Annotated in this window: 17 protein-coding genes; 5 read left to right on the top strand and 12 right to left on the bottom strand. The window is 63.4% G+C overall.

Translation table 11 applies throughout. The features are described 5' to 3' along the window. Nucleotides 1-160: 160 nt before the first annotated feature. Complete coding sequence (locus tag ASD44_RS14295) at nt 161-2,962, bottom strand: [protein-PII] uridylyltransferase (RefSeq protein ID WP_056113260.1); 2,802 nt, start codon at nt 2,960-2,962, stop codon at nt 161-163. Nucleotides 2,963-3,040: 78 nt separating this feature from the next. Beyond that, a complete protein-coding gene (locus tag ASD44_RS14290) occupies nt 3,041-3,820 on the bottom strand; it encodes a GGDEF domain-containing protein (RefSeq protein WP_056113256.1) in 780 nt (259 codons plus the stop codon). Nucleotides 3,821-3,971: 151 nt separating this feature from the next. On the opposite strand from ASD44_RS14290, the gene ASD44_RS14285 reads away from it, so the two are divergent. The 3 genes from ASD44_RS14285 (at nt 3,972) to ASD44_RS14275 (ending at nt 7,267) form a co-directional block, all read left to right on the top strand. Then, a complete protein-coding gene (locus tag ASD44_RS14285) occupies nt 3,972-6,338 on the top strand; it encodes a heavy metal translocating P-type ATPase (RefSeq protein ID WP_056113253.1) in 2,367 nt (788 codons plus the stop codon). Nucleotides 6,339-6,377: 39 nt separating this feature from the next. Further along, nucleotides 6,378-6,767: a DUF305 domain-containing protein gene (locus ASD44_RS14280; RefSeq protein WP_056113250.1), complete on the top strand. Its 390-nt coding sequence runs from the start codon at nt 6,378-6,380 to the stop codon at nt 6,765-6,767. Between the two features lie 113 nt (nt 6,768-6,880). Beyond that, entirely contained in the window at nt 6,881-7,267 is a 387-nt protein-coding gene (locus ASD44_RS14275) for a tautomerase family protein (RefSeq protein WP_056113248.1), read from the top strand. On the opposite strand, the gene mutS is transcribed toward ASD44_RS14275, so the two are convergent. Then, a complete protein-coding gene (mutS, locus tag ASD44_RS14270; RefSeq protein ID WP_056116238.1) occupies nt 7,268-9,979 on the bottom strand; it encodes a DNA mismatch repair protein MutS in 2,712 nt (903 codons plus the stop codon). Nucleotides 9,980-10,231: 252 nt separating this feature from the next. Between mutS and ASD44_RS14265 the strand changes: the two genes are divergently transcribed. Further along, nucleotides 10,232-12,517 carry an NADP-dependent malic enzyme gene (locus ASD44_RS14265; RefSeq protein ID WP_056113245.1) on the top strand — a complete coding sequence of 762 codons (2,286 nt, stop codon included), beginning with the start codon at nt 10,232-10,234 and terminating at the stop codon, nt 12,515-12,517. 59 nt (nt 12,518-12,576) lie between these two features. On the opposite strand, the gene ASD44_RS14260 is transcribed toward ASD44_RS14265, so the two are convergent. The 9 genes from ASD44_RS14260 to iolC all read right to left on the bottom strand — a co-directional run bounded on the left by ASD44_RS14260 (nt 12,577) and on the right by iolC (nt 20,355). Continuing rightward, a complete protein-coding gene (locus ASD44_RS14260; RefSeq protein ID WP_056113242.1) occupies nt 12,577-13,605 on the bottom strand; it encodes an ABC transporter substrate-binding protein in 1,029 nt (342 codons plus the stop codon). Nucleotides 13,606-13,631: 26 nt separating this feature from the next. Then, nucleotides 13,632-14,402 (bottom strand): ABC transporter permease, encoded by a 771-nt coding sequence (locus ASD44_RS14255; RefSeq protein ID WP_056113239.1) that lies wholly within the window; start codon nt 14,400-14,402, stop codon nt 13,632-13,634. After that, nucleotides 14,399-15,214 (bottom strand): ABC transporter ATP-binding protein, encoded by an 816-nt coding sequence (locus ASD44_RS14250; protein WP_056113236.1) that lies wholly within the window; start codon nt 15,212-15,214, stop codon nt 14,399-14,401. The genes ASD44_RS14255 and ASD44_RS14250 overlap by 4 nt, the downstream gene beginning before the upstream one ends. Nucleotides 15,215-15,380: 166 nt before the next feature. Further along, the gene (locus ASD44_RS14245) at nt 15,381-15,965 is read right to left on the bottom strand and encodes a histidine phosphatase family protein (protein WP_056113232.1); all 585 of its coding nucleotides are present in this window, start codon (nt 15,963-15,965) and stop codon (nt 15,381-15,383) included. A gap of 84 nt (nt 15,966-16,049) precedes the next feature. After that, nucleotides 16,050-17,042 (bottom strand): adenosine kinase, encoded by a 993-nt coding sequence (locus ASD44_RS14240; protein ID WP_056116235.1) that lies wholly within the window; start codon nt 17,040-17,042, stop codon nt 16,050-16,052. 101 nt (nt 17,043-17,143) lie between these two features. Next, nucleotides 17,144-17,944 (bottom strand): isocitrate lyase/phosphoenolpyruvate mutase family protein, encoded by an 801-nt coding sequence (locus ASD44_RS14235; RefSeq protein WP_056113227.1) that lies wholly within the window; start codon nt 17,942-17,944, stop codon nt 17,144-17,146. A 115-nt stretch (nt 17,945-18,059) separates the two neighbouring features. Continuing rightward, complete coding sequence (locus ASD44_RS14230) at nt 18,060-18,722, bottom strand: HAD family phosphatase (protein WP_056113224.1); 663 nt, start codon at nt 18,720-18,722, stop codon at nt 18,060-18,062. 3 nt (nt 18,723-18,725) lie between these two features. Then, on the bottom strand, nt 18,726-19,211 hold the full coding sequence (gene dut, locus ASD44_RS14225; RefSeq protein ID WP_056116233.1) for a dUTP diphosphatase: 486 nt from the start codon (nt 19,209-19,211) through the stop codon (nt 18,726-18,728). Nucleotides 19,212-19,341: 130 nt separating this feature from the next. Next, nucleotides 19,342-20,355, bottom strand: a complete 1,014-nt coding sequence (iolC, locus tag ASD44_RS14220; protein WP_244480487.1) for a 5-dehydro-2-deoxygluconokinase — start codon at nt 20,353-20,355, stop codon at nt 19,342-19,344. 219 nt (nt 20,356-20,574) lie between these two features. Here iolC and ASD44_RS14215 point away from each other — a divergent pair, with 219 nt between their 5' ends. Continuing rightward, nucleotides 20,575-22,164: a peptide chain release factor 3 gene (locus ASD44_RS14215; RefSeq protein WP_056113217.1), complete on the top strand. Its 1,590-nt coding sequence runs from the start codon at nt 20,575-20,577 to the stop codon at nt 22,162-22,164. Nucleotides 22,165-22,172 lie beyond the last annotated feature (8 nt).

Here is a 22,172-nt window from a genome sequence, read left to right as displayed (position 1 = left end):
TTGCAGCGGGCGTTGCCTCCGCCCTTCGATTCAAGCCCTGAAAAGCCTACGAAGATTTGCCGGCGTAGAGAACAAACAGCCCCGATCCTGAGGTGCGTGCGCGCACGGCACGCGTCGGGCGGCCGCATCGACGGGCGGACGAGCCTCGAAAGACGCACCCTCATTCCGCCGCCGCCCTGGCCTTGCCGGCGCGCTGGGGGACCGCATCCTCCAGCACCGCTGTCAGCCGGTCGCGAACGGTTTTTACGCGGGCCGAGTTTTCAAGCTTCTGGCCAGTCAGGTCGGTGACGTAGAAGGTGTCGATGACCTTTTCGCCGAACGTCGTGATATGGGCCGAGGCAATGTCGAGCGAGAGATCGGACAGCGTTCCGGTGATTTCCGAGAGAAGCCCCGGCCTGTCGAGACCCTCGACCTCGATGACGGAGAAGCGGTTCGACAGGGCGTTGCGGACCTCGGCGCGGGGCGGAATGCGGAACACCTTGGCGCCGCGCTTCGGCTTGGTGCGTTTCTCGATCATCTCCGGCAGCCAGGCCCGGCCGGAAAGCACGTCCTCGATCAGCTTGCCGACCCGCTCGGCGCGGCGGCGTTCGTCTTCATCGCGATCGAATTCACGACTGATGAGGATGGAGTCGAGCGCCCGGCCGTCGGACGTCGTGAAGATCTGGGCATCGACGATATTGCCGCCCGCCGCGACGCAAGCCCCGGCGATGACGGATAAAAGGCGCGGATGGTCCGGCGCCAGCACGGTGATCTCGGTGACTGCCTCGAACTGATGCGTCTTCACCATGGTGGCGAGCTTCCTGCCGGCACCGTCGGCCTCGCGGATGAACTCGGCATGGCGCAGCTGGTCGGCCAGATCGACCGCCAGAAGATAATTCTCGTAGTGGAGCCCGACGACCCGATGGCGTTCCGCATCCGGCCAGCCGGACAGGCCCTCAGCCAGCTTTTCGCGCGCGACCGATGCCCGTTCGGCGCGGGACACTTCCGAGAAGCCGCCGGTGAGGGCGAGTTCCGTCTCATAGTAAAGCGTCCTGAGCAGCTGGCCCTTCCAGCCGTTCCAGACACCGGGACCGACGCCGCGTATGTCGCAGACAGTGAGGATGAGCAGGAACTTGAGCCTGTCCACCGTCTGAACGACGGAGGCGAAATCGTCGATGGTCTTGCGGTCGTTGAGGTCGCGCGTCTGGGCGGTCATCGACATCAAGAGATGATTTTCGACCAGCCAGACGACGGTCTCGGTGTCGGCGGCAGACAGGCCCATATGCGGGCAGATGCGCCGTGCGATCCTGGCGCCAGCCTCCGAATGATCCTCAGGGCGGCCCTTGGCGATATCGTGCAGCAGAACCGCGACATAGAGCATTTCGCGGCTGCCCTTCAATCCAGGCATCAATGCGTGCGAAAGCGGATGTATTTTCTTGCTGTCGCCGTGCTCGATCTCGGACAGCACGCCGATGCAGCGTATGAGGTGCTCGTCCACCGTGTAGTGATGATACATGTTGAACTGCATCATCGCGACGATCTTGCCAAAATCCGGGATCAGCTTGCCGAGCAGCCCGGCTTCGTTCATGCGCCGCAAATTGAGTTCCGGATTGCGGTCCGAAGTCAGGATATCGAGAAACAGGCGGTTTGCCTCCGGGGCGCGTCGCAACGCCCGGTCCACCAGTTTCAACGAGCGGGTGAGCAGCTTTAGCGCGTCGGGATGGAACTCCAGCCCGTGCTTGTCCGCCAGCCAGAACAGCCGCAGCAGATTGACCGGGTCGCGCTCGAAAACCTTGTCGTCAGCGACGTTGATGCGGTGATTGTCGACGATGAAGTCGGCGGTACCGGCCAGCTTGCGCTTGCGCCGCTGGAAGGTCTGGAAAATGCGGTTGAAGCCGGGCACATGCTTGGCCTGTTCCTCCTCAAGTGCTGCGCAGAAGATTCGGGTCAGATCACCCACTTCCTTGGCGACGAGGAAATAATGCTTCATGAAGCGTTCGACCGCCGACAGTCCGGGATGGCTGGTATAGCCAAGGCGTTCGGCGATTTCGCGCTGGATGTCGAAATGCAGCCGCTCCTCCGCTTTTCCTGTCAGGAAGTGCATGTGGCAGCGCACCGCCCAGAGGAAATCCTCGGCCTTCAGGAATGAGCGGTATTCGGCGTCCGTGAAGACGGCCTTGTCGACCAATTCCTCGCCGGTGCGGACGCGGTAGAAATACTTGCCGATCCAGAACAGCGTCTGCAGATCGCGCAGTCCGCCCTTGCCATCCTTGACGTTGGGCTCGACCAGATAGCGGCTTTCGCCGGCCTTGGCGTGGCGGTCGTCGCGTTCGGCAAGCTTGGCCTGGACGAATTCCGGCCCGGTGGGCCGCACTACATCCCGGTCGAAACGCCCGACAAGCTCCTGGTAGAGTTTTTCCTCGCCCCACAAGAAGCGGGCTTCGAGGATGGAGGTGCGGATGGTGATGTCGGAGAGCGAAAGTCGGATGCAGTCCTCGATGTCGCGGGTGGCATGACCGACCTTGAGGCCAAGATCCCACAGCATATGCAGGATATATCCGACGACCTGCTCACCCCAGGGCGTTTGCTTGGAGGGAAGCAAAAAAAGCAGGTCGATATCCGAACCTGGCGCCAGTGTGCCACGCCCGTAGCCGCCCACGGCGACGATGGCGATGCGCTCGCCCAGCGAAGGATTACGGGCCCGGTAGACGTGGGTGACGGCGAAGTCGTAAAGCGCCCTGATCAACTCATCCATCAGATGTGAAAGACGGGCAGCGCAGGCGGTGCCGCCGCCATCTTCCTTCAACATGTCCTCGACGGTCTTGCGACCGGCAATCATTCTCTCCTTCAGCGCCTGCAGGACCTGTGCTCGGACCGAAGCGGCCGCACCGTCGCCGCCGGTGGCCGATGTCAGCGCCGTTAGGTCGCGGCGCAGGGCGTCGCCGTCGATGAGATGATCTAGCTTGAGAGATATCTTCGCCATAAAGCCGGACGGACCCTTTTTCCGGCGCGGTCTATAGCCTGTTTTCCGGTCCGTGGGTATGGGCAGAAAAAGACGAACTCAGGCGACCGCCGGCAGCGCATGGTTCAGAGCGACGCGGTTGCCGCCCTGCCGTTTGGCATCCTCCATCTGGCGGTCTGCCTGACGCAGCACGTCGACGATGCGGAAGGGGCTGCACCGCGGGATGAGGACACCGCCGACGCTTACTTTCACATCGGGCATGCGGGCGCCATCGACATGCCATGGAATGATCTCGACCTGGCGGCGGATCAGTTCGGCCAGCCGTTGCGCCTCATCCGGGCCCACGGAGACAAGGAACACGCCAAACTCGTCGCCGGCGATGCGGCCAACGATGTCGACCGGACGGACGGCATACTGGATGGCCTTTGCCACCCTGATCAGGGCTTCGTCACCCCGTGCGTAGCCAAAGCGGTCATTGATGCTCTTGAAGCCGTCGGGATCGATAGCAAGAAGCGCGTAGGCTTCGTCGCGCCGGCGCACTTCCTCCACGCGCCGCAGGAAAACCTCGCGATTGGGGAGCCCGGTCATCCGGTCATGGCCGGTAACGAATGCCAGCGTGTCATGCGTTTCAACGAGGCTGCGATGTGATTCGCCCAGTTCTGCAAGTGCGGACTGAAGTCTCTCTGCCTGCGAGAAAATGAAAGCGGCGATCGGCGTTCCCACCAGGACAGGGATGGCGGCGCATTCGACCCAACTCAGCCAGTCGATCGGCATGCCGAAAGCCAGACGCAATGAAAACGAGAGTGCAAACGTTGCGATGACCGCCGGCCCAATGACCAGCAAGGTTTTGGCCAATATACGTTTTTTTATTTCATTCATTTCGCCGAGCCTAGTCTACGGCGGCTAAATTCCGTTTATTGGAACGGCTAAGATTTTAGCGATAGCTCATATTCAAGCATCAGGATTCTAAGCCCTTGACCTTCCAGTAACTGGAAGCCCTATCTCCTGATGAAACGACAGCGAGATGCCAATGGCCCAGTCCGATCACTCCCATCATCATCATGCCGCAAGCAGCGCCTGCTGCGCGGCGCATCCAGCCGTGGCAAAGGAGAGCAGTGTCCTACGCGATCCGGTGTGCGGTATGGTTGTCGATCCCGCCACCGCGGCTCATTTCCTGCATCACGACGGAGAAAAACACTACTTCTGCTCCGAAGGCTGCCTGAAGAAATTCGAAGCCGACCCGACAAGATATCTGGGCGAGCGACCGGACCCGGCCCCAATGCCGAAAGGAACGCAATACACCTGCCCGATGCATCCGGAGATTATCCGAGACAAACCCGGTTCATGCCCGATCTGCGGCATGGCCCTGGAACCGATGGGGGTTCCGGCGGACGACGCGGGACCGAATCCCGAGCTGGTCGATTTCACCCGGCGCTTCTGGGTGAGCGCGGCGCTGTCAGTGCCGCTCCTGCTCCTGACCATGGGCCCGATGCTCGGCCTGCCGGCGCGCAGTTGGATCGGGGAGGGCCTGGCCGTATGGATCGAGCTTGTGCTCGCCACGCCGGTGGTCCTGTGGGCGGCGCTGCCCTTTTTCGAGCGCGGCTGGGCTTCCATCGTCAACCGCAGTCCGAACATGTGGACGCTGATTTCGCTCGGCGTCGGCGCCGCCTATCTCTATAGCCTGGTCGCCGTCTTGTTTCCGGGGCTTTTCCCGCACGAAATCCGAGGCCATGGCGGCGCGGTGCCGGTCTATTTCGAGGCCTCTGCGGTCATCGTGGCGCTGGTCTTCCTCGGCCAGGTGCTGGAACTGCGGGCGCGCGAGCAAACCGGCTCGGCGATCCGCGCCTTGCTCGACCTCGCTCCGAAAACCGCGCGGCGGCTTAACCGTGACGGTTCCGAGACCGATGTGCCGCGCGATGAGGTGAAAGCCGGTGACCGGCTGCGCATCCGGCCGGGTGAAGCCGTTCCCGTCGACGGCAGAGTGGTCGAGGGGCGTTCCTCGGTAGACGAATCGATGATCACCGGCGAGCCGGTTCCGGTCGAGAAGACCGAGGGCGACGCCCTGACCGGCGGAACGCTGAACAAGAATGGCTCGCTGATCATGCAGGCCGAAAAGGTGGGCGCCGACACCACGCTGGCACGCATCGTCGAGTTGGTCGCCAAGGCGCAGCGCAGCCGTGCGCCGATCCAGGGGCTGGCCGATCGCGTCTCTTTCTATTTCGTCCCCGCCGTGGCGCTGGTGGCGTTGGCGTCCTTCCTGATTTGGCTGCTGTTCGGTCCGGGTCTCGCCTTCGCCATCGCTTCGGCCGTTTCGGTGCTGATCATCGCCTGTCCCTGCGCGCTCGGGCTCGCCACGCCGATGTCGATCATGACGGCCACCGGGCGTGGCGCCCATGCCGGCGTCCTGGTCAAGGATGCCGCGGCGCTCGAACGTCTAGCCTCCGTCAACATGCTGGTGGTCGACAAGACCGGGACGCTGACCGAAGGCCGGCCCCGGCTGACCGATGTGGTTGCTCAAGACATTGCTGAAGACGAGCTGCTGGCGCTGGCAGCGGGGCTCGAAGTCGGCTCCGAGCATCCGCTGGCGGGAGCCATCGTCGATGGCGCGCGGGAACGTGGCGTCCGCCCGGGCGAAGCCGGGAATTTCGAAGCGATCACCGGCAAAGGCGTTTCGGGAACCGTCTCGGACCGGCAGGTGACGCTCGGCAACGCGGCGATGCTGGCCGATTTCGGCATCGATGCACAGCCGATGATCCCCCCGGCGGAGGCGCTGCAAGCCGAGGGAAAAACCGTCATGTTCGTCACTGTCGACGGTCGGCTCGCCGGTCTCGTGGCGGTTGCCGATCCGCTCAAGGCGAACGCCGGCGAGGCGATCCGCGCCCTGCAGGAAAGGGGTATCACGGTGGTGATGGCCACCGGCGACAACTGGCGCACGGCGAAAGCCGTCGCGGCGAAACTCGGCATCGATCAGATGCGCGCCGGCCTGCTGCCCGAGCAGAAAAGCGACCTTGTCGAAGAGCTGCGCCAACGCGGCGGCATCGTCGCCATGGCCGGGGACGGAGTCAACGACGCGCCGGCGCTGGCGACGGCCGATGTCGGCATCGCCATGGGATCGGGTGCGGACGTTGCCGTGGAAAGCGCCGGCATCACCCTGCTCAAGGGCGACCTCGCCGGCATCGTGAGGGCGAGAAGGCTGGCGGAAGGCACGCTGCGCAACATCCGCCAGAACCTGGTCTTCGCCTTCCTCTACAATGTGCTGGGCGTGCCGGTGGCGGCCGGCGTGCTTTATCCGATCACCGGCGCATTGCTGTCGCCAATGCTGGCCGCCGCGGCGATGAGCCTTTCTTCCGTCTCGGTCATCGGCAATGCGCTGCGGCTGCGGACGCTGAAATTATAGACCTCAGGGCGGGGCTACGTAACCTCGAAAGGAACCTCCATGACCCCATTCAAGAAGATCGTGCTGGCGCTGATGGCAGCTGGAATGCTGCTTGCCTTTTTCCTCGAAACCGCGCCGGCCCAGGACCACAAAGGCCACGATATGAGCGGCATGACCACGACCACCGCCGATGGTCCCTCGACCGAGGGCTACAGGAAGGCGATGGACAAGATGCATGGCGACATGGCCATCCCTTACACTGGCAACGCCGATATCGACTTCGTGCGTGGCATGATTCCGCACCATCAGGGGGCCATCGACATGGCCAAGGTCGAGCTCGAACACGGCAAGGACCCCGAAATCCGCAAGCTGGCCGAGACAGTGATCAAGGCGCAGGAGGCCGAGATCAAGCAGATGCAGGATTGGCTTGCCGCGCACGCACCAAAATAGGCGCAAGAACTCGGGCTGGACCGACTGTCCGGCCCTTCTGGCCTCTCAGCAATCGACGTTGCTGCACCGATCTATCCAAGCGTAGGATTTCCCCTTTTGGAAGGAACGCGCAGATGCCTCTCGTTCGGATTTCCGTTCCCGCGGGCAAAGGTGAGGCCTTCGCCAAAAGCGTATCCGAAGGCGTGCATGATGCGATGGTCGCCACCATCGACATCCCGCAGGCGGACCGGTTTCAGGTCATCACCGAACATGCCGCAGGCAGGCTGGTGATCGACCCGACCTACATGGATATCGAGCGCAGCGAAGATGCGGTGATCATCCAGATCACCATGCGTTCGGGCCGCACAGTTGCAAAGAAGCGGGCGCTCTACCGGGCTCTCGCCGACAACCTCGTTACGCGCGCAGGCCTTCGTAAAGAGGACATCATGATCGTGCTGACCGAGAACGAGCTTATCGATTGGTCGTTCGGCAATGGCGAAGCCCAGTACGTGCCGGAATAGCTACGGTTTTTGGGTCAGCCCCTTCAGCCGGTAGAGCGCTTCCAGCGCTTCTCTTGGCGTCATCTCGTCTGGATTCATGTTGCCCAGCGCTTCGCCAACGATTTCGGCTGTCTTCGGCGCGGGCGCTTCACGCTTCAGCACAGCCGAGAACAGTGGCAGATCGTCGATGAGCCGGTCTGTCTTGCCGGACACTTCGCCGGCTTCCAATTGCTGCAGCACTTCTCGGGCGCGCGCCACCACGGCCTCGGGCAGGCCCGCGAGCCGCGCCACCTGCACGCCATAGGAGCGGTCGGCGGCGCCCTTGCCAACCTCGTGCAGGAAGACGACGTCGCCTTCCCACTCCTTCACCCGCATGGTGACGTTGTGCAGGCGGGGCAACTTGCCGGAAAGCGCCGTCATCTCGTGGAAATGGGTAGCGAAGATGGCGCGGCAGCGGTTCTGCTCATGCAGATACTCCACCGCCGCCCAAGCGATAGAGAGACCGTCGAACGTCGCGGTGCCGCGGCCGATCTCATCGAGAATAACCAGCGCCCGCTCGCCGGCCTGGTTGAGGATGGCGGCGGTCTCGACCATTTCTACCATGAAGGTCGAGCGACCGCGCGCCAGATCGTCCGATGCGCCGACGCGCGAGAACAGCCGGTCGACGACGCCGATATGGGCGCTCCGCGCCGGAACGAAGGAGCCCATCTGCGCCAGGACCGCGATCAGCGCGTTCTGGCGCAGGAAGGTGGACTTGCCGCCCATGTTCGGGCCGGTGAGCAACCAGATCGCTCCATGCGGCCCGTCGCCTTCCGGCGACAGATCGCAATCATTGGCGACGAACGGCCCCTCGCCCGATCGCCGGAGCGCCTGTTCGACCACCGGATGCCGGCCGCCAGCCACTTCGAAGGCCAGGCTTGAATCCACCGCGGGCCGGCACCAGTTCTCGCTTTCCGACAACAGCGCAAGCGCCGCCGAAACATCGAGGACTGCCAGCGCCTCGGCGGAGGAGCGGATTTTGGCAGCATCCGCTACCGCTTCGGCGCACAGCCGCTCGAAGGCGGTCAGTTCGATGGTCAGCGCCCGATCCGCCGCGTTGGCGATCCTGGTTTCCAGCCCGGCCAGTTCCGTCGTGGTGAAGCGCATGGCGTTGGCCATGGTCTGGCGATGGATGAACCGGGCCTTGGCGCCATCCGATCCCGCCAGCACCGAATGGTGGTTGGCGGTCACCTCGATATAATAGCCGAGCACATTGTTGTGGCGGATCTTGAGCGACCTTATGCCGGTCTCCTCGATCAGCTCGCGCTCCATGGCGGCAATGACTTTTCGCGACTCGTCGCGCAGCGCCCGCATCTCATCGAGCTCGTAGTCGTAGCCGGCGCGCACGAAACCGCCGTCTCGCTTCAGCAGCGGCAGTTCGTCCGACAGCGCGCGAGCGAGATGCTCGACCAGCGGCCGCGGCAATGCCGCGATCGCTTCCAGCGCCCGCTGCAACTCGACGGGCGGTTCGGCTTTGGCGAAGATGGCGGAAAGCTGCGCGGCGGCCTCGCATCCGGCTCGCAAGGCCCCGAGGTCGCGTGGGCCGCCGCGGTGGAGCGCCAGCCTGGACAGAGCGCGCGGCATGTCGGCGACGCCTTTCAGAGCCTGCCGCACCGCTTCGCACAAGCGCGGTTCGGCGCGGAAGAAGGAAACTGAATCCAGTCGCGCGGCGATCCTGTCCGGATCGGTCAGCGGCGCCATCAGCCGGTCGGCCAGCAGGCGCGCGCCGCCGCCGGTGACGGTGCGGTCTATGGCCTTGAACAGCGAGCCGTCGCGGCTGCCCGACAATGTACGCAGCAGTTCCAGATTGGCGCGGGTCGCCGGGTCGATAAACAGGGTCGAGCCGCTTTCTTCGCGTTCCGGCCTCGACAGAGGCGGCCGCTCCGCCTTCTGCGTCTTTTCGACATAGGCGATGATACCCGATATCGCCGAGAGCTCGGCGCGGGAGAAGGCGCCGAAACTATCCGGCGTCGCCACGTCGAAGAAACGCGCGATGCGGCCCGCTGCCGAAGCAGAATCGAACAGGCTGGCCGGCTGCGGATTGGCGACGCGGCCGAGCAGATCGAAGACCGGCTTCAACCCGGGATCGTAGAAGACGGCATCGGCCACGATCAGTTCGCGCGGATCGACCCGGCAGATGTCCGCCAGGAGCCGTTCATCGGTGGTTTCGGCAACCCGGAACGCACCGGTCGAGATGTCGATCCAGGCAAGGGCCAGGCCGCCAATGCCACCACTGGCGCCTTTGACCCGGCCAAGCGCCATAAGGAAGCTGGATTCCGAAGGCGCGAGCAGCTTTTCCTCGGTGATCGTGCCCGGCGTCACCAGCCGGATGACATCGCGGCGCACGACCGATTTGGAACCGCGCTTGCGCGCTTCGGACGGATCCTCGATCTGCTCGCAGACGGCGACACGGAAGCCCCGTGCAATCAGCTTCTGGAGATAGTCGTCGGCGGCATGGACCGGCACGCCGCACATCGGGATATCGGCGCCCTGATGCTTGCCACGCTTGGTCAATACGATGCCCAGCGCCGCGCTCGCCTTCTCGGCATCGTCGAAGAAAAGTTCGTAGAAATCACCCATGCGGTAGAACAGCAGCGAATCCGGGTTCGCCGCCTTGATCTCGATGAACTGCTCCATCATCGGCGTGACGGTGCCGGCGGCAGCCGAAGCCGGCACCGCGATTCCTGTCCGGATCGGCGTCTCGTCGTTCACAGGGATTCCCGCTTCATTGCGCCAGGCTCGGGCGCCCTCCCCGGCGAGGAGGAGGGTGCGCAAGTCCCTCTGTTTTTTCTGCCTGACATCCCAATCGAGCTCTGCACAAAAACAATCTTCTGCTGCTTGGCGGTTTACAGTTTCGATGTGTAGCCTTAATCGATCACACTCCACAGAAGAAAGCACGCAGCCGGATCAAATGGCGCGGCACCCCCGGGAAGGAAATCTCTTAAAATGGCAAGAAACGACAAGTCCAACGGTCAGACGCCGTCTGTGAGTGAACAGGAGGCGCTGGAATTCCACGCCATGGGCCGGCCAGGCAAGCTTGAGATTAGCCCGACCAAGCCGATGGCGACGCAGCGCGACCTCAGCCTTGCCTACTCTCCCGGCGTCGCCGTTCCGGTCAAGGCGATCGCGGACGATCCATCGCGTGCCTTCGACTACACAACGCGCGGCAACATGGTGGCCGTCATCTCCAATGGTACCGCCATTCTTGGCCTCGGCAATCTCGGTGCGCTCGCTTCCAAGCCGGTGATGGAGGGCAAGGCGGTCCTGTTCAAGCGTTTCGCTGATGTCGATTCCATCGACCTCGAAGTCGACACCGAGGATGCTGACGAGTTCATCAATTGCGTGCGCTACCTCGGACCGTCCTTCGGCGGCATCAATCTGGAAGACATCAAGGCGCCGGAATGCTTCATCATCGAGCAGCGCCTGCGCGAATTGATGGATATACCGGTTTTCCACGACGATCAGCACGGCACCGCCATCATCTCGGCCGCCGGCCTGATCAACGCGCTCGACCTGACCGGCCGTGACATGAAGACGACGAAGCTCGTCTGCAACGGCGCGGGAGCGGCGGGCATCGCTTGCATCGAGCTGATCAAGGCGATGGGATTCGCGCCGGAAAACGTCATCCTGTGCGACACCAAGGGCGTCGTCTACCAGGGCCGCACCGAAGGCATGAACCAGTGGAAATCGGCCCATGCGGTGAAGACAGAAGCACGCTCGCTGGCTGACGCGCTGGATGGCGCCGATGTGTTCCTCGGCCTGTCCGCCAAGGGCGCGCTGACGCCGGCGATGGTGCAGTCGATGGCCAAGAACCCGATCATCTTCGCCATGGCCAATCCGGACCCGGAAATCACACCGGAGGAAGCCGCCGAAATCCGCACCGACGCGATCATGGCGACGGGCCGCTCGGATTATCCGAACCAGGTCAACAACGTGCTGGGCTTCCCCTATATTTTCAGAGGGGCGCTGGATGTGCGCGCGACCACCATCAATGACGATATGAAGATCGCGGCCGCCCGCGCGCTTGCTGATCTGGCGCGGCAGGATGTGCCAGACGATGTCGCGGCAGCCTATCAGGGCAACCGGCCGAAATACGGCCCCAACTATATCATCCCCGTCCCTTTCGACCCGAGATTGATCTCGGCCATTCCGGTGGCCGTGGCGAAGGCGGCCATGGAGTCCGGTGTCGCGGGGAAGCCGATCCTCGATCTCGACAAATACGCCAACGAACTGTCGGCCCGGCGCGACCCTATCGCCTCTACCCTGCAGCGCATCTACGACCGCGTGCGGCGGCAGCCGAAGCGTATCGTTTTTGCCGAGGGCGAGGAGGACCAAGTGATGCGCGCGGCGGTCGCCTACGTCAACCAGCGGCTGGGCACCGCCATTCTTTTGGGCCGCGACGACGTCATCAAGGAAAACGCCCGCAATGCCGGCGTCGATCTGAACAAGCCCGGGCTCGAGATCATCAACGCCCGGCTGTCGCGCAAGAACGCCATCTATGCCGACTATCTCTATGAGCGGATGCAGCGAAAAGGATTCCTGTTCCGCGATTGCCAGCGCCTCATCAACAACGACCGCAACCACTTCGCCGCTTGCATGGTGGCCTTGGGCGACGCCGACGGCATCGTCACCGGTGTGACGCGCAATTATTCGACGGCGCTTGACGACATCCGCCGCGTCATCGACGCCAAGCCGGGGCACCGCGTCATCGGCGTCTCGATCGTGCTGGCGCGCGGCCGCACCGTCATCGTCGCTGACACGGCTGTACACGATATGCCGAATGCAGAGCAGATCGCCGATATCGCCGAGGAAGCGGCCGGCTTTGCCCGCCGCATGGGTTACGAGCCGCGTCTGGCCATGCTCGCCTATTCCACCTTCGGCCATCCGCATGGCGAACGTTCCGAGCGGATCCAGGAGGCCGTCCGCATTCTCGACAAGCGGCGCGTCGATTTCGAGTATGACGGCGAAATGGCAGCCGACGTTGCGCTCAATGCGCGCGCCATGGGCCAGTACCCGTTCATCCGTCTCTCAGGCCCGGCGAACGTGCTGGTCATGCCGGCGTTTCACTCGGCCTCGATCTCGACGAAGATGCTGCAGGAACTCGGCGGCTCGACCGTCATCGGCCCGCTGCTGGTCGGCCTGAACAAGCCAGTGCAGATCGTCAGCCTGAACGCCAAGGACTCTGACATCGTCAACATGGCGGCAATGGCGGCATTTTCCGCAGGGACGTGATCTCCCTGTAACCCGGCAAGGAAAAGAAGGGCCGCCAAACGGCCCTTCTTTTTTGCCGATCAGGTCTTGGCGGCCTGAACGAATTTCGGATCGAAAGTCTTTTCGTAGGCGACGTCGGCATTGGCCAGATCGGGATCGAGCGTTTTCAAAACGCCCATCATCGAATCATAGCCTTCCTTGGTCACCATCCCGTCCGGAGAATACATCTCCTTCGAGTTCTTGACCGCTTGCATATAGAGGTCACGGTTGCCGAGCAGATATTCCTGCGGCACCGTATCGGCGATATCGGCAGGGCTGGCCTGGCCGATCCATTTCAGCGATTTCATGAACGCATTGACCAGGCGCTGCGTCGTCACAGGATTGGCCTCGGCGAACTCGCGCTTGAGATAGACCGTCGCGGCAGGGTTCGGGCCGCCGAACAGTTCGCGCGTGCCGGCCTCGGTGCGGGTGTCGAGCAGCACCTTGATGTCGCCCTCGAATTCGAGCTGCGCGATCACCGGATCAAGGTTGGAGATGCCGTCGATTTCACCGCTCTTCATCGCGGCTACGGCACCGGCGCCGCCGCCAATGCCGATGATCGAGGCGTCCTCAGCCTTGAGGCCGTTTTTCAGCAGCGCATATTGCAGCATCAGGGCTGTCGACGAGCCGGGAGCGGTGACCCCGATCTTGCGGCCCTTCAGGTCAGCGACGGATTTTACCTCGCCTTCGAGGTTCTTGCGCACCGCGATGACGATGCCGGGGAACCGGCCGAGATCGCAGACCGCGGTGATGTCCTGGCCCTTGTCCTGCATGCGGATCGTATGCTCGTAGGCTCCGGTGACGACGTCCACGGAACCGCCGACCAGCGCCTGCAGCGACTTGGAGCCGCCGGCGAAATCGTTGATCGTCACGTCCAGCCCTTCCTCCTTGAAGAAGCCCTTGCGCTCGGCGATCGTCAGCGGCAGGTAGTAGAGCAGCGGCTTGCCGCCGACGCCGAGCGTCAGCGTGGTTTTCTCCGGCTTGGCGTCCTGCGCGAAGCTCGGCATCAGTCCGGCCGAGGCCCCGACGGCCAGACCGGCGCTGCCGATCAGGAATGTTCTGCGTTTCATGTGTTTCCTCCACTTTCCAGTTTGAATTATTGCGCCCGCCAAGCCAGCAGGCGTTGTTCGACCAGCGTCACCAGCCAGTCGACGATCAGCACGAAGGCCATCAGCACGAACATGCCGGCAAAGACGCCGACGACATCGAAGACGCCTTCAGCCTGCTGGATGAGATAGCCGAGGCCCGCTGCCGAGCCGAGATATTCCCCGACAACCGCGCCGACCACGGCGAAACCGACCGAAGTGTGCAGGCTGGAGAACATCCAGGAGAGCGCCGAGGGGACATAGACATGGCGCAGCAGCTGGCGCTCGCTCATGCCGAGCATGCGGGCATTGTCGAGCACCGGCCGGCTGACTTCCTTGACGCCCTGATAGACGTTGAAGAAGACGATGAAGAACACCAGCGTGATGCCGAGCGCGACTTTCGACCAGATGCCGAGGCCGAACCAGAGCGCGAAGATCGGCGCCAGCACGACGCGCGGCAGCGCGTTGGCCGCCTTGACGTAGGGATCGAACACCGCCGCCAGCAGCGGCCGCCGTGCGAACCAGAAGCCGAAAAAGACACCGCCCAGCGAGCCGAGCACGAAGGCGAGCAGCGATTCCGACAGGGTGATGCCGAGATGGTACCAGATCGAGCCATCGACGAACCACTGGACGATGCGCTTCATGACGCTGAACGGATCGGCGAAGAAGAACTCGATGGTCTTGGGGTTGCCGAACAGTGTGGTGGTCGAGGCAAGCTGCCAGACCGCGATGATAACCACCGCGACAAGAACCTGCAGGCAAAGAAGCACCGCCTTTTTCATCGGCTGTCCTCCCCGGTCTGCCCATAAGCCCTCAGGACCTCCTGGCGCAGCGCGTCCCAGATTTCCTTGTGCAGCCGGTTGAACCGCGGATCGTGCCTGATGTCGGCGACGGCGCGCGGTCGTTCCAGCGGAATGGGGAAGTCGCCGATGATCGATGAGCGCGGACCGGCGGACATGATGACGACGCGGTCGGAGAGCGCGATGGCTTCGTCAAGATCGTGGGTGACGAACATCACCGCCTTGCGGTTCTCCGACCATAGTTTCAACAGCAGATCACCCATGATCAGCCGCGTCTGGGCATCGAGGGGGCCGAACGGCTCGTCCATCAGAAGAAGCCTGGGGTTGCGGATCAGCACCTGGGCAAGGCCGACGCGCTTGCGCTGGCCGCCAGAGAGCATCTGCGGGTACCGATCAGCAAAGGCGGCAAGGCCAACGCGCTCCAGCCACTCCATGCCCATCCGTCTCGCTTCGGATCTCTTCGTGCCGGCGATTTCCAGGCCGATGGCGACGTTCTCGATCACGGTCTTCCACGGCATGAGCGAATCCTGCTGGAACAGGTAGCCGGCCTGGCGGTTGATGCCCTTCAATTCCTGGCCGAATATTTCGACCGTACCCGTAGACGGCTGCAAGAGCCCGGCGGCCGCATTGAGCAAGGTCGACTTGCCACAACCGGTAGGACCGACGATCGACAGGAACTCGCCGTCGCCCACCGCCAGATCCGTTGCCGCGACGGCTTCGAAACGGCCACGATCCTTGAGATCGAACGCGATGCTTACTTGCTTCAGGCGAACGGCCTGAACCCGATCCGTCATCCTTCGTCATTCCTCCCTGACGGCGCCTCGTCGGGCGCGTCTGTCGTTAGGACACACCAAAGCGTTTTCGGTCAAGTATTGCTAGGGCCAAAGGCGGCGCGAACTTGGTCTATAAGTCTGATTTGACGATTATCGCGCAAGAAGTGCTGCCGGGCGCATTGCCGAACTAGCCGCGCTGGTTCCAGCGGCGAATGACCGGCTCGGTCATGTCATGCTCGTAACCAAGGATGCTGACGCTGGCCGTGTCGAGCACGAAGTGCCGGCCGCCTTCGGGGCCAAGGCCAAGCCAGCAGGACGCCAGCGTGCGCAGGAAATGCGAAGAGGAAAAGATCAGCGTCGTGCCTTCCAGGCGCCTCAGCGCGGCAACGACGCGGTTGGCGCGCTTGCCTGCCTCCGCCACGCTTTCACCGCCGGGGCAGCCATCGCTGTAGAGGCTCCAGCCCGGCCGCTCGGCGGTTATCTGCTTGGTCGTCAGGCCTTCATAATCGCCATAGTCCCATTCCTGCAGGTCGTCCTTCTTCACCGCGTTCCCGCCGTAGCCGGATAGAACGCAGGTCTGCCAGGCGCGGCTGGACGGGCTGGACCAGACCGTCGAGAATGCGTGGGCCCGAAGCCTTTCGGCCAGCGCCCGGGCTGCATCCTCGCCGGCGGCGGTCAGCGGAATGTCGCTGCGGCCGGTGTGCTTGCCGGTCGCGCTCCATTCGGTCTCGCCGTGGCGAACCAGGTAGATTTCAGGGAATTTGCCTGCCATGCGGACTCCTCTAGCTGTTCCCACAGCATCCTAGCCCGGCGCCAAGCCGCTGGAAAAGGCTGCAGACAGTGGCCAATACGCCTGTCAGATAAGTCCAGCCTGCTCGGCTTCCTGGCGCAGGTTCTGGCGCGGGCGCGGGCCTATCTGCTGGATCACCAGCCCGGCGGCCAGCGAGCCCAGATCGCCGCAATCCTTGAGGCTGCGGCCTGTCGTGTAGCCGTAGAGAAAACCTGCGGCGTAAAGATCGCCGGCGCCTGTGGTATCGACCAGTTCGCGGATTTTGGTCGCCTCTATGACCTGGGTTTCATCGCCCCGCACGATGACAGAGCCCTTTTCGGAGCGGGTGACGGCGGCGATGCGGCAATCCCTGCGAATGGCGGCCAGCGCCTCGTCAAAGGACGCCGTCTGGTAAAGCGATTTGATCTCATGCGAGTTGGCGAAGACGATGTCGACGGTGCCCGAACGCATCAAATCGAGGAATTCATCGCGGTAGCGATCGACGCAGAAAGAGTCTGACAGGGTCATCGAAACTTCCCGGCCGGCGCCATGCGCCAGCGCGGCGGTCTGGCGGATCGCTTCCTTGGCGCGCGGCGGATCCCACAGATAGCCTTCGAAATAGGTGACCTTGGCGCCGCTCGCCTTTTCCGGCTCAACGTCCTCCGGCCCGAGTTCGACACAGGCGCCGAGATAGGTGTTCATCGAGCGTTCGCCGTCGGGCGTGACGAAGATCATCGAGCGTGCCGTCGGCGGCGTGCCGCCCAGCGGCCTGGTATCGAAGGCGACGCCCTGGGCGCGGATGTCGTGCGCATAGATTTCGCCCAGCGCGTCGCTGGAGACCTTGCCAAAGAATGCCGCCCTGCCGCCGAACGAGGCGACGCCTGCGGCGGTATTGCCGGCCGAGCCGCCGGACGCTTCGATCGCCGGCCCCATGCGGCTGTAGAGCAGCTCCGCGCGGTCCGTATCGATCAGGTTCATGGCGCCCTTGATGATGCCGTTTTCGGCCAGGAACGTTTCCTCGCACTGGGCGATGATGTCGACAATGGCATTGCCAATGCAAAGCACGTCATACTGGCTCATAAGCGTCTCCATGCCGTTGCCCGGCATGAAACGCGGGCCGGGCGCGTTCTAGCCGGTTGTGGCACATTTGCAAGCCCGCGGCGGCAATCCCGGCGGCGGCGTCATGGCTTCGGCGTGAAGAGGCCCTGAAGCTTGGAGAATGGCATGGCGGCGCGGGCAAAGCCGAATGTGCCGTCCTGCAATATCTCGCGGGAAGCCGTTTCGAGCATGCCGAAAGCAAACTCGGTCAGCCATGGGCCAAGCGACACCCGCTTGACGCCGACTTCCGAGAGCGCCGCGACGGTCAGTCCGGGGCGGGCCATGACATTGACCGGCTTCTGTACCGCCGAGCAGACGAGGCGCACCGCCTCCATATCCGGTAGGCCGGGGGCGTAGAGCACATCGGCGCCCGCCTTCTCGAAAGCCTGCAGACGCTTGATGGTCTCGTCCAGATCGGGCCTGTTCCAGAGGAAGTTTTCGCAGCGCGCGGTGAAGACGAAGTCGCGCTTCAGCGCCCGCGCCGCTTCCGCCGCGGCGGCGACACGTTCGACGGCCTGGGAGAAATCGTAGATCGGCTGGGAAGTGTCGCCCGTGTGGTCCTCGATCGAGCAGCCCGCCAGACCCGCGGCCTCCGCGGCGAAGATCGTTTCAGCGGCGCTTCCGGCGCTGTCGCCCTTGCCCTTTTCGAGATCGGCGGAGACCGGCAGGTCGGTCGCATTCGCCAGCTCGCGGCAATGCTGGATCATCATGTCGAAGCCGACACCGCCGTCGGGCAGGCCGCGCGAAAAGGCGAAACCGGCGCTGGTAGTGGCCAGGGCCTTGAAGCCGAACGAGGCGAGCAGCTTGGCCGTACCGATGTCCCACGGATTGGGCATGACGAAAATGTTGTCGTGAAGTTGGCGAAAAAAGCTGCCCGTCCCCATCCGTGTCACCCCGCGATGAACGAAAACCCCGCCTATTTCATAGCCGGGCGTTGCGCGGCGAGCAACGGATGCCGCTGTAGCAGGGATTTTTCCATAACCGGAGCGGAATCGTCCGCTAACGGAGGCCAGCAAGCCCAGCCAGATCGCGCATGTCGTCAAACAGGACGCCGCCCGCCGCCTCAAGCCCATCCGGATCGGAATGCGGGTCGCCATGATAGGAAAAGACCCGCATGCCGGCGGCGATGCCGGCTTGCGTCCCGGCAACGCTGTCTTCCACGACAATGCAGCTTTCCGGCGCAACGCCCATGGTCTTGGCGGCATGGAGGAACAGATCGGGGAAGGGTTTCCCCCGGCTGACCATGGTGGCCGAGAACATGGCGTGCTCGAACAGCGGCAGCAGGCCGGTTGCGCCGAGCGTGATGTGCATCTTGGAGACGCGAGCCGATGAGGCGACGCAGTAAGGGATGCCGGCCGCGCGCACCGTGTCGATGAATTCGCGGACATGGGGTATGGCCGTCACGCCGCCGGCGAACAAATCCGGCAGGCCGGCATTCCAGCGTTCGACGAAATCGGCGCCAAGCATGATGCCGCCTTCCTCGATTTCCTTCTGGACAGAGACCATGCTGCGGCCGGTGAAGACCTTGCGGCAATATTCGAAGGTCGTGGAAAATCCGGCCTCGTTCAGCCAGTCCGACAATCGGCGGTTGGCCAGGTTCTCGGTATCGACGAGCACGCCATCGCAGTCGAAGATCACAAGCTTGGGTGGTTGGCTGGACAATCGTCAGGCCGTCCCGGTGGAGCCGAAGCCAGCCGCGCCGCGTGCGGTGCCGCCGGCCAAGCTGCGTTCTTCGATGCTGGCCTGGGTGACCTGGGCAAAGACGATCTGGGCGATGCGCATGCCGCGCGTTATCGCGAAGTCCTCATCGCCGAGATTGATGAGGAGGACCTTCACCTCGCCGCGATAGTCGCTGTCGATGGTGCCCGGCGTGTTGAGGCAGGTGATGCCGTGCTTCAGCGCCAGCCCGGAACGGGGGCGGACCTGACCTTCCATCCCCTCGGGGATTTCCATGACCAGGCCGGTCGGGACCAGCGCACGCTTGCCCGGCAGGATAAGCATCGGCCGGTCTTCCGGTACGGCGGCGCGCAAATCCATGCCGGCGGCGCCGGAACTCTCATAGGCCGGAAGTGGCAAACCTTCGCTGTGCGGCAGGCGCACGATTCCGACGGCCTGGCCGAGTACGGAGTGGCTATAGGCGAGATTTGGCATGGGCATCATCCTATTCGCCTCGCCATCAAAACGGTCAACGGCCATGGTCATCGACGCGTTCCTTTTGCACAGGAACGTTGCCGTTCCGGCCAGTTTGCAAAAGACGTGGCAGGCTCAAAAACGGGCTGGCTCAGGCGACAGCTACAAACTCTGTTGGCGCGCCGTTCGCGGCAAGAAAATCGTCGAGCTGCCCGGTGGTCGGCATGGCGGGCGCGCAGCCGACCTTCGTCACCACGATGGCAGCGGCGGCTGACCCGCGTATGACGCATTCGCGAACCGACCGTCCATCCGCCAATGCCGCCAGGAAGCTGCCCAGAAAAGCGTCGCCCGCACCCATTGGCTTGACGGCTTCGACGGGAAATATTCCGGTCCGTTCCTGCTGGCTGCCATGCAGGGTTATGGCACCCGCGTCGCCCATCTTGTAGACGACGATCTCCGCAGTTGTCGCAGCAAGGCGAGACGCGGCTGCGAAGCCGTTGGAATCGAAGCCCGACAGGACTTCGAATTCCTCCTCATTGCCGACCACGATATCGGAAAGCGCGGCTACCTGGGCACAGACGGCGCTGGCTTCCTGCGGCGATGCCCACGCGAAAGCACGGTAGTCGATGTCGAACACGACGCAGACGCCCGCTTGCCGGGAAAGCTCGACCGCCCTCAAGGAGGCGCTTCGCGATGGTTCGGTCGCCAGAACCAGACCGGCGACGACAAGCGCATCGAAGCTTGAGAAATCCAGCCGCTCGACATCGGCCGCCGTCATGTCGAGATCGGCGGCGTCCTTGCGGTAGACCACCCAGCGGGCATCTTTCAAACGGCTTTCCGCCAGCGCCAGCGAATTGCGCGCCGGACCGCCAACGCGGCGGATGTGATCCGTCGACACATTGTTGCGCTGGAGTTGATTGATACAGAAGCGGCCCACGGCGTCGTCCGAAACAGATGTGAGAAGCGTGCTTTTCAACCCATGGCGGGTCAGCGCAACGGCAATGTTCGCGGACGATCCGCCGAGGCATGGGGTGAAATTCGTTGCGTCCTCGACAAGAGTGCCGGGAGGATCGGCATAGAGATCCATTCCGGCCCGCCCAAGGACCAGAAAACGGCCGCCCCTAATACGGTCCACCGCCGCCGTCACGGCCGAATTCCCAGCCAATGCGGAATCCGCGCTATGGAAAGGAGGCCACCATCCGGTCGGCTGTATGCTGCTCTGGAAAAGTCCCTGGAAGCCATCGCGCCGCACAATGGTCACGGGCGGCAAGACTGTCAATGCATCGCGAATCGGCATGCCCAGGCCCGCGTTTGACCCTCATTTCCGTTCGACAGCCTGACGTGTCACTGCTAGAAGCCCGCGCACCAGACGGATTTTCCAATCATGACCGAAAGCATCGAACAGGCGGTCGCCCGCCGCCGCACCTTCGCGATCATCGCGCACCCGGACGCCGGCAAGACGACGCTGACCGAAAAACTGCTGCTGTTCGGCGGCGCCATCCAACTCGCCGGTGAGGTCAAGGCGAAGAAGGACCGCATCCAGACCCGTTCGGACTGGATGAAGATCGAGCGCGAGCGCGGCATTTCGGTCGTCACCTCGGTGATGACGTTCGAATATGGCGACAACGTCTTCAACCTGCTCGACACACCCGGCCACGAGGATTTCGCCGACGACACTTACAGAACGCTGTCTGCGGTCGATAGCGCGGTCATGGTGATCGACGCCGCCAAGGGCATCGAGCCGCGCACGCTGAAACTGTTCGAAGTCTGCCGGCTGCGCGACATCCCCATCATCACCTTCGTCAACAAGATGGACCGGGAGGCGCGCGACACCTTCGAAATCCTGGACGAAATCGAGCAGAAGCTGGCGCTCGACACCGCGCCTATCACCTGGCCGATCGGCCGGGGCAAGAGTTTCTCCGGCACCTATCACCTGGCCGAGAACGCGGTTCGGCGTGGTGACGCCGAAACCGAGCGCACCAAGGTCAACGGACCGGACTCCAACCGCGTTGCCGGGCTCTTGCCGGAGAATGAGCGCGAGGCCTTCATTGAGGAACTTGAACTTGCCCGCGAAGCCTGCCGGCCCTTCGACCTGGGGGCGTTCCGCGAGGGCCATCTGACCCCGGTCTTCTTCGGCTCGGCGCTGCGCAACTTTGGCGTCCGCGACCTGATCGAAGCATTGGGCGACTGGGCGCCGCCGCCCCGCGCGCAGGAGGCGGACATGCGCAAGGTGGAAGCGACCGAGCCGAAGATGACTTCGTTCGTTTTCAAGATCCAGGCCAACATGGATCCCAACCACCGCGACCGTATCGCCTTCGTGCGCGTCTGCTCCGGTACGCTCCAGCGCGGCATGAAAGCCAAGCTGGTGCGCACCGGCAAGCCGATGAGCCTGTCGGCCCCGCAGTTCTTCTTCGCCCGTTCGCGCATCACCGCCGACGAGGCTTTCGCCGGCGACGTGGTCGGCATTCCGAACCACGGCACGCTGCGCATCGGCGACACGCTGACCGAGGGCGAGGAGATCCTGTTCCGTGGCGTACCGAACTTTGCGCCGGAAATCCTGCGTCGCGTGCGGCTTGGCGACGCGATGAAGGCGAAGAAATTGAAGGAAGCGCTGCAGCAGATGGCCGAGGAAGGTGTGGTGCAGCTTTTCTCGCCGGAAGACGGCTCGCCGGCCATCGTCGGTGTGGTCGGCGCGCTGCAGCTTGACGTGCTGAAGGAGCGGCTCAATTTCGAATACACGCTGCCGGTCGATTTCGAGATGTCGCGCTTTTCGGTCTGCCGCTGGATCGATGCCGACGACCGGGCCGAGCTGCACCGCTTCATCGAAGCGCATCGTGGCGACATTGCCCGGGACCTCGACAACGATCCGGTCTATCTCGCGCAGCACGAATTCTCGCTGAATTATGAGGCCGAGCGCTGGAAAGCCATCCGTTTCACGGCCGTGAAGGACTATCAGGTGCGCGAAGCGGCGTAGCGGCTATC

Origin of the sequence: Mesorhizobium sp. Root554 (assembly GCF_001427025.1) — a bacterium.
GTDB lineage: Bacteria > Pseudomonadota > Alphaproteobacteria > Rhizobiales > Rhizobiaceae > Mesorhizobium.
This window is presented reverse-complemented; position numbering and strand designations above follow the sequence as displayed.